General features: G+C 57.2%; 8 protein-coding genes and 1 pseudogene. 1 reads left to right on the top strand and 8 read right to left on the bottom strand.

What is annotated here, in order from left to right; translation table 11 throughout:
• Window positions 1-425: 425 nt before the first annotated feature.
• A complete protein-coding gene (locus JWS10_RS15645) occupies window positions 426-1,127 on the top strand; it encodes a GntR family transcriptional regulator (protein WP_299508796.1) in 702 nt (233 codons plus the stop codon).
• Between the two features lie 9 nt (window positions 1,128-1,136).
• Here the strand turns inward: JWS10_RS15645 and JWS10_RS15640 are convergent, their stop codons facing one another.
• The 8 genes and pseudogenes from JWS10_RS15640 to JWS10_RS15605 form a co-directional block, all read right to left on the bottom strand.
• Window positions 1,137-1,889, bottom strand: coding sequence for an amino acid ABC transporter ATP-binding protein (locus JWS10_RS15640; protein WP_299508795.1), 753 nt, complete (start codon window positions 1,887-1,889; stop codon window positions 1,137-1,139).
• A complete protein-coding gene (locus tag JWS10_RS15635) occupies window positions 1,886-2,854 on the bottom strand; it encodes an amino acid ABC transporter permease (RefSeq protein WP_299508794.1) in 969 nt (322 codons plus the stop codon). The genes JWS10_RS15640 and JWS10_RS15635 overlap by 4 nt, the downstream gene beginning before the upstream one ends.
• A gap of 5 nt (window positions 2,855-2,859) precedes the next feature.
• On the bottom strand, window positions 2,860-4,161 hold the full coding sequence (locus tag JWS10_RS15630) for an FAD-binding oxidoreductase (protein ID WP_299508793.1): 1,302 nt from the start codon (window positions 4,159-4,161) through the stop codon (window positions 2,860-2,862).
• A 75-nt stretch (window positions 4,162-4,236) separates the two neighbouring features.
• Entirely contained in the window at window positions 4,237-5,052 is an 816-nt protein-coding gene (locus tag JWS10_RS15625) for a transporter substrate-binding domain-containing protein (protein ID WP_299508792.1), read from the bottom strand.
• Window positions 5,053-5,148: 96 nt separating this feature from the next.
• Window positions 5,149-5,952 (bottom strand): PfkB family carbohydrate kinase, encoded by an 804-nt coding sequence (locus JWS10_RS15620; protein WP_299508791.1) that lies wholly within the window; start codon window positions 5,950-5,952, stop codon window positions 5,149-5,151.
• Window positions 5,953-5,976: 24 nt separating this feature from the next.
• Entirely contained in the window at window positions 5,977-6,990 is a 1,014-nt protein-coding gene (locus JWS10_RS15615) for an SIS domain-containing protein (protein WP_299508790.1), read from the bottom strand.
• Window positions 6,991-7,170: 180 nt separating this feature from the next.
• Window positions 7,171-7,878 (bottom strand): pentapeptide repeat-containing protein, encoded by a 708-nt coding sequence (locus JWS10_RS15610; protein WP_299508789.1) that lies wholly within the window; start codon window positions 7,876-7,878, stop codon window positions 7,171-7,173.
• A gap of 124 nt (window positions 7,879-8,002) precedes the next feature.
• Window positions 8,003-8,288: pseudogene (locus JWS10_RS15605) on the bottom strand (glutathione-dependent formaldehyde dehydrogenase); the annotation flags it as partial.

Raw genomic sequence — 8,288 nt, 5'->3', positions numbered from 1 at the left:
GAACATGCTGCCTGCGTCCTGCCCGAAAGCCGAACCCGCAAGAGCGGTAAAAACCGCCGTGGAAAGCATAAGTTTTTTCATCATCATCTCCAGTTGATGTATGTTTCGATGACGCAGAGATGCGCTGGCCGGAAAACTGTGCAGACCTCACAACGTTCCCAAAATTGACAATTAAATGCAGGGAACCAAATGGTCGCAAGGCCACTCCGGACGGCCGTCATGCACAGCGAGACGTTCGAGCAGTGAGGCCATTTTGAGGTTTCAGCCTAATTTACTAGCATCCGCGACCTTTTTTACGCGACAAACGGGCGTAGCGAATACCCCGCCTTGTCGCAGCCGGTGCCAACGTCGTATGATAACTGACATTGCCCATAATCGGATTAGCCGCCATGCTGACGACCCGACCGCTTCGGTCCCATAAAAAGATGGCAGAGCAGGTTCGAGATGCGGTAAGCGATTACATCCGCGAACATGGGCTGAAAGCCGGAGATCAGATCCCGACGGAGGCTGAGTTATGTGCAGCGTTTAGCGTCTCGCGGCCCTCGGTGCGGGAGGCATTGCGGCTGTTGGAGCAGGAACGGCTGATTGTCACCGAGCATGGTCGCGGGCGGTTCGTTACGGCTGCGGCGTCCCTGAAAGTTGCGCGCCCGATCACGGTGTTTGAAAGCATCAGTCGGATGCTCGCGGCACTGGGTTATGCGCATGAAACCCGGGTGCTGTCGGCCCGCACCATTGCCGCGTCTGAGGATCCCCTGGCGGAGATTGCGCTTGGATTAGCGCCTAGTGCCGAGATTTTTGTGTTGGAAAGATTGCGCGAAGCGAAGGGCGAAGTCTTGGTCTATTCGATCGACGTGATGCCGCTGGCTGTTATCGGATCTGTTCCCGACGAAGCAGCATTTGATGGCTCACTCAACGAATTGTTGGAACGCTTGGGCCAGCGTCCGGTGATGTCGAGCGCGAATGTGGCGGCGGCGTTTTTACCCGACGGCGTGCTGGACGGTCCCGCTCGTGCAGAGCCTTGGTTGCTGGTTTCGGAAACCTGTTTGTCGGAAAGCGGGCTGCCAGTACTTTATGCGCGAGACTACCATCGGGGATCGAAAATTTCGTTCAATTTTTCCCGACAGTAGCCGCCAAAACTAGTGCAACACTTGTTGGAGAAACGCTTTGGTGCGTTCACTTTTGGGGGCCGTGAAGAAGGTTGAAGGCGGCCCTTGTTCGACGATCCGCCCAGCATCCATGAAGATCACTCGATCTGCCACCTGACGCGCAAAGCCCATTTCATGCGTGACGACCGACATGGTCATGCCTTCTTCCGCAAGACCCACCATCACGTCTAGCACTTCCTTGACCATCTCTGGGTCGAGTGCCGAGGTTGGCTCATCGAACAACATAACCTCTGGCTGCATCGCCACCGCGCGGGCGATGGCCACGCGTTGTTGTTGGCCGCCCGAAAGTTGCGCAGGGTATTTTAGCGCCTGTTCGGGAATGCGCACTTTGGACAGGTAGTGCATCGCCCGATCCCGAGCCTCGGCCTTATTCAGCCCGCGTACCAGCCGCAGGGGGAGTGCGCAGTTTTCAAGCACTGTGAGATGTGGGAACAGGTTGAACTGTTGGAACACCATGCCGACGCGGCGACGGATATCCTCGACGACTCCTTGATCGCGGCTAAGAGTGATGCCTGCGACTTTGATTTCGCCGCTTTGGAAGCCTTCCAAGGCATTCACCGTGCGGATCAGCGTCGATTTACCCGACCCAGACGGGCCGCAAATTACCAAACGCTCACCCTGCGCGACGGTGAGATCGACGTCGTGAAGCACCTGCAAATTGCCGTACCACTTGTTCAGGCCGCGGATCTCAATAGCGGGCGCCGCAGTTTCCAAAGTATTCATCGCGATGCCGCCTTGTTGAAATGGGTCTCAATGCGTTTTTGCAGCAGTTCCAGCACGATAGACATCAGCCAGTAAATCAGTGAAGCCGTGACCATCATCTCGATGTGGCGGAATTCGGTCTGGCCTTGGGTGCGCGCCAGATACATCAGCTCCCATACGCCCACGACAGAGACTAGCGAGCTGTCCTTCAGCATGGAGATAAACTGGTTTCCTGTCGGCGGAATGATGACCCGCATCGACTGCGGCAAAATAATTCGGGTCATCACTGACATCGGCCGAATGCCCAGGGCGCGGGCCGCTTCCCACTGGCCCTTGGGGATGCTTTCAATTCCGGCGCGGAAAATCTCGGTCATATATGCGCCGTAGCAAAGCGACAGTGCAGCGATCCCGGTCGGGACAGCATCCACGACATAGCCCAGTTGCGGCAGGCCAAGGTAGATCATGTAAATTTGCATCAGCAACGGCAGACCCCGGAACAGCGAAGTGTAGAAATGCGCGATACCCTGTGCGATGCCGTTAGACGACAGCTTTGCCATCGCCCCCAACAGCGCCAGCACCGTCGCAATGACGATGGACACCGCAGAGATATACAGCGTCATCACAAGACCCTGCGTGATCAGAAAGCCGATTTTGCGCTGAATGAACGCGAAGCTGAGGTCGAAGGAGTAGAAGAACAGCAAGATCAGCGCCGCCAGTTCTCCCCAGACCAGCCAGACTTGCTGACGCAGCGGCAGACGCATCACCACAAAGATGTTGAAGCCAACCAGCACCGTCACGAAAGCGGCAGTCAGCAGGTTCAGCGGGTTGCCTTCGGCCCAAGGTGCCAGTCCTAAAACCAATCGGCCAATCGCACTGTTACCCGCTTGAAACCACCATAGCCCGCCGAAAATCGCCGTTAGCATGGGCACAAACACGCTGGGCCGGGTCAGCAGCGGTGGATAGTCGATGTTATCTCTGAAATGCATGTCACTCAGCCTTTGCGTTCGCGCCAGGCATCCATCGCCTGATACCGCCAATAGGTCAGTTGCACCGCTGCCATGCCTGCGACGCCGCCTGTCCACTCCAGCCCAAACGGCGCAAAGCTGCGGTAGCGTTCGGATTGACCGAGGATACCTTCGGCCACGACACGGCCGCCGATTGCGGTGGTGTTCATGCCATGCCCGCCGAATGCGGTGCAATGCCAAAGCCCCGAGGCCAGTTTACCGATCTGTGGCATCCGGTGCCGCGCGTAAGACATAAGACCGGTCCAAACCGTGTCGATCTCTAGCCCCGCAAGCTGCGGATAGGTGTCGGTCATGGTCTTGTGCAGCAGTTTGCCCAGATCGCGCGGCTCGGTGGTGCGGGTGGTGATCTTGCCACCCCAAAGGATACGTTTGCCGCCATCGACGAGACGGTAGTAATCCCCTGCGCGGCGGTCGTCGCCAATCGCCGAACGGGTGTGGATCGCGCTGGCGATCAACTCGGGCGCGGCACGGGTTATCATGACGTAAGTGGCAATCGGCAGGAAAGCGCGGTGCAGTTCTGGCACCAGCCGGTCGGTATAGCCGCCGGTCGTCACCAGCACATCGCGCGCCGAAATCCGGCCTTGCGGCGTGGTCACCGTCCAGCGACCCAAACCGCCCTCAATCACGTCTGCCGAAGTGCCTTCATAGATCGCAGCGCCAGCGGCCTTAGCCGCGCGGGCTAGCCCAAGGCAATAGGCCAGCGGATCGAAGTGGAAGGCATTTTGATCATGCAGCGCCTGATGATAACTGGGGGAGGTCACATGCTCTGCCAGCGCGGCGCGGTCCAGATGCGCCACCTCGTAATTGAATTCTTTTGCCAACCAGTCCCGGTGATCGGCAAGCTGGCGGCCCGCGTCATAGCGCACAGCCCCAAGGATGCCGGGGCAGGGGTTTGCAGCAGTGACGTTAAGTTCGCGGATATTATTGGCGACGAGCTGCATGCCTTCAATCGACATTTGAAACAGCTCTTTTGCGGCCATCGGACCAACCCGGGCGGCAATAGCTTCATACCCCAACGAGTAGCCGGGGCTCACAAAGCCGCCATTGCGGCCAGATGCGCCCCAACCAATCCGGCGCGCCTCCACCAGCACAACTTTGCGGCCAGCTTTTGCCAACTCATATGCCGCCATAAGCCCAGCAAGTCCGCCGCCGATGATGCAAATATCTGCCTCAATGCGGGCTTGGAGTGCGGGGTGTTGTGGAAGATCGGCAGGGGCTTGTCTGCGATACCAGACATCGACGTAATCGTTGGAAGGCACTGCTGTCATTGAAATCTCTGAGAAATGCTTAGTTCAAGCGGTGAAGAAAATGGCGCGCGGGGTCTGCCGCGCGCCATCATCAGATTAGTTACTGTAGTCTTTGCCATACCATTTGGTCGTCAACTGACCCAACGTGCCATCCGCTTTCATCGCGGCAATCGTCTCGCCAACCTTGGCGGTCCAATCTGCATCACCTTTGTCAGCGACAATGGTCAGAGGCTCACGGAAGGCGTAACCACCGGGCACGATTTTGATCGGATAGCCATTCTTAATGGCGTTCAACACGGTCTGTTCGCCCGCGATAACCGCATCGACGCGCACGCCGTCGCCTAGGCGCAGATCGTCAAAGGGCAGCATAGAATCGGCGTAGGTTTTAATCTCACCCGGTTCCAACCAGTATTCGACTGGAGCCACGCCGGGCGCATCAATCACCAGTCGGCGGTTGATGTATTCTTCCGAGGTCGTGCCGGTCTCGACACCGATTTTCTTGCCGTTCAGCTCTTTCGGATCGGTGACCTTGCTGTCAGCGTTGACCGCGAACACATAGGGTGTGTAGTAATAAATCCCCGCAAAATCCAAGACTTCCGAGCGTGGCTTGGTCGGTGTAATCGACCCGACCGCAAGATCCCAACGCCCGCTCCAACGACCGCCAGTCATTACGTTCCACTCCGGCGTATCAAATTCTGCGGTCACGCCCATCCGTTTCGCGATCTCGTTGGCGACATCAATATCAAAGCCAACAAGCTGATTGCTGTCGTCAAGATAGCTTTGCGGAGGCCAGCCTGCATTGGTCGCAACCTTCAGCACTTTGGTGCTATCGACGCGGTCCAGCGTCTCTCCTGCAAAGACGGCAGGCGCCATCAAAACGGCGGCAATCGCGCCGATAAAAGCTAATTTCATTGTAGTCTCCTCCTGTTAATTCCTACGGTTTCCCGCATCCTCTGTGGCAGTGGGCGCATGTTGTCATACGTCTGTCAACATTGAACTGGCCGCGATTTACAACCTTTGCAAGGTTTGCGGAAAGCCACCGACATGGCCGCAAGTTTGCGCTGCGGCGTCCCGGCCGGTGGCAAGGCAGGCCGCCAGCGGCTGTCCGCGTTTCCAGGCTGCAAGGAATCCGGCGATGAATGTATCTCCCGCCCCGGTTGTATCCACAACCGAGGACAGCGCGCGAATACCGGTGACCACGGTCTCGGTACCATCGCTCGCCATGCTGCCCATCGCACCACAGGTCACGACTGCAACCTTGCAGCCACAGCCCAGCAGGCGTTGCAACGCTTCACGCGCCAAAATCTCTGACGGACCAACCGATTCAAAGCCGACATCCAGCCCGAAAGCATCTGGATTGACCGCTACATCCTGCGAAAAGCTGACACCACTGCCTGCAAGGGCGTCGCGCAGCGCAGCGGCCCCGTTAAACCAGCCGATATGGATGTGACCCATCGTTTTCAGCGCCGAAATGTCGCTCGGCGTGGGCCGATACAGCGCAGTGCTGCCAAATTCTTCAAAGGCAATAATGCGTTCGCCCGCAGCGTCCACGTCAATGTCTGTGTAGGCGGTGGGGGCGTCCAACTCTTGCAAATGCGAAACCGAAACGCCGTTTCCCATCAGCGCATCACGCGTCCAGCGTCCCGCCTCATCAAGTCCCACTGCGCCGAAATATGTGCAGGGCTCACCCGCCAGCGCCAGCTGTACTGCAACATTGAGCGCATTGCCCCCCACGGCCGCCTGAGCCAGCGGCAGATAGCGATCAATGCAGTTGTCACCGACGGTCGCAAATTGCAGAGGCGTCTGTTTCATGACTGGGCTCCTGCCAAACCGTCCTTAGTAAGCGACGCGCTTGTAGTAACGCCGCGTCACCAGTGGATGATCACGGATGACCTCAAGATGCGCCGACAATCGTTCCAGAATGGTCGCCATAAAAGCCGGAGACAGCAGCGCCCGCAAGCGGGGAGAAGTGGCTTCCGGCACATAGTCGGCGGTATCCAGCACGGTGAAATGGTCAGTGTATTGAGGCGCAAAGCTTGCCACACGATCGGCCAAAGCGCCCGCGTCATCCTCGCCACGCATCAGGATCAAACTGACGCCTTTTTCGATAAGTTCGAGCGGGCCATGGAAAAAGTCAGCTGCATGAACCGGGCGGGTGCGTATCCATTGCATCTCTTCTAAAATGCAGGTCGCATAGTAATTGGCGGCAGGCCACATGTTACCCGCAGCCGTAAACATATGATAATCGGCCCCCGCGATGATGCGCGCGAAGTGATCTGCCTTCGGCTCAAAGCGGCGTTTGGTGGCCAGCAACATCTGCGGGAGGCTCTGCATTTCTGCAAGAATGGCGTCGTAATCGTTAATTTCACCGCGCGCTTTCATCAGCGACAGCGCCACCAGCAGGGCTTGGATGTAGAAGGATTCACTTGAAGTATCGTCTGCTGCAAAGTTTACCAACGCTGGGTTGCCACCATGACCCAGCGGCGTGTCGAGATGACCAATAAGCGTGATTACCTGCGCGCCGATCTCTTTCAACTGGCCCAGCATCGCAACGCTTTCCTTGGTGGTGCCGGAAAGCGAAGGCATAATGACGATCGAGCGTGCTGTCAGATTACGGTTGCCCGAGGTCAGCAGTTCCGCCGGATAATCGCGAAACACCGGAAAGCTTGAACAGCGCTGCAAAAGCTGGATCGCAGGCTCCATAAGATATGCGACCCCGCCGGTTCCGAGGAAGAACATGGTTTCCGCACCTGCAGCAACTGCTGTCGAGATAGCGGCGTCGATACGCGGGGCAAGCGCGACGGCTCCCTGTTGGATATCCAGAAAACGGGTTTCATCGAAATTTTTCATGGCTGGCCCTACTGCGAAGTTGCGGAGTTATGTTGTCTGACAACTTAGTTGTCAGACAACATCGGCGTCAACAACATTCTTGAAAAATGCAGCATTTCCGCGCGTCCGCCTTATCCTCCTTGAGGAGTGCCACCTTGTTAATAAGCCGGAACAAGCCGCTCAGCGATACCGCGTGGGAATTTACTCGTCCGAGCAGGGCCACTGCGTTGGCACCGTCAGCCCAGCGGGCAGGATAGTCTTCGCGTCGCCACAGGCTTGATCGAGCTGTGTCTGCTCCAGTCCAGTGACCTGCGACAGGTCTACATTGTCAAAACGCGTCCGCAGCAGAAAAGCACCCGCTAGATTAGCGCCCTTCATCGTTGCGCCGGTAAACGTCGTGCGTGGCATGATCGCGTCGTGCAAATTCGCGCCACTCATCTGCGCATCAGTGAAGTCGTTGCGATAAAAGTCTCCGCCACTGAGATCGGCATCGGTAAGGTCAGCTTTCACAAAGCCGACCCGCAGAAATTCAGCTTTGACGAGCCGTGCGCCCCGCAGATTAGCACCGCTGAAATCAGACCGGCTCGCCAGCGATTTTTCGAAGTTCGCTCCAGATAGATCAGCGCCGATAAACGAGCTGCGAACTAACTCGCTGCGCTGAAGGTTTGCTCCGGCCATCCGGGCGTTATTGAATCCTGTGCCCGACAGAAAAGTATTAACGAAAATACCTGCCGTCATATCACTTTCGTTCAGCATCAAGCGCTCTTTTGAACAGTCTGTCCAATCCACTGCTGCTGCCGGCCGGTCATTGCAATCCGCGTGCGCTGGCTTGGTAATCATCAAAGCGCAAAATAATGCCGTAGCCACCAGCCACGGCCTTGCGGACAATTTGTACGAGGCATCGTTCATCGCCTGATCCCTTTGTGTAACACCGCATCCTAGCACCGAAGCGACGCACTGGGCCAGCCTTAGCGTCGCCAAGGCCATGCTGCTGGATCGCCGGCCGATACTGGTTCGCCAAGCTTTGCATCCGTCATGTTCGCACCTCGGTTCCTGGTTTGAGGACGACTTTGGTCCATTCGTTTTGGTTGAAGCGAAAGTTTTCATAGCCGCGTACGGCATCTTCCAGCGGCAAGCGGTGCGAGATGAGAAACGTGGTGTCGATCTCGCCTTCGCTGATGCGGTGCAACAGTTCTTGCAGGTATTTTTGCACGTGAGTTTGCCCGGTGCGGATCTGCAAGCCTTTTTCCATCAGCGCACCCAGCGGAAATTTGTCGAGAAAACCACCGTACACGCCGGGGATCGAGACGCGTCCGCCT

This window comes from Cypionkella sp. (genome assembly GCF_028290025.1).
Taxonomy (GTDB): domain Bacteria; phylum Pseudomonadota; class Alphaproteobacteria; order Rhodobacterales; family Rhodobacteraceae; genus Cypionkella.
The sequence above is the reverse complement of the archived record's forward strand: the minus strand, read 5'-3'. Positions and strand labels throughout refer to the sequence as shown.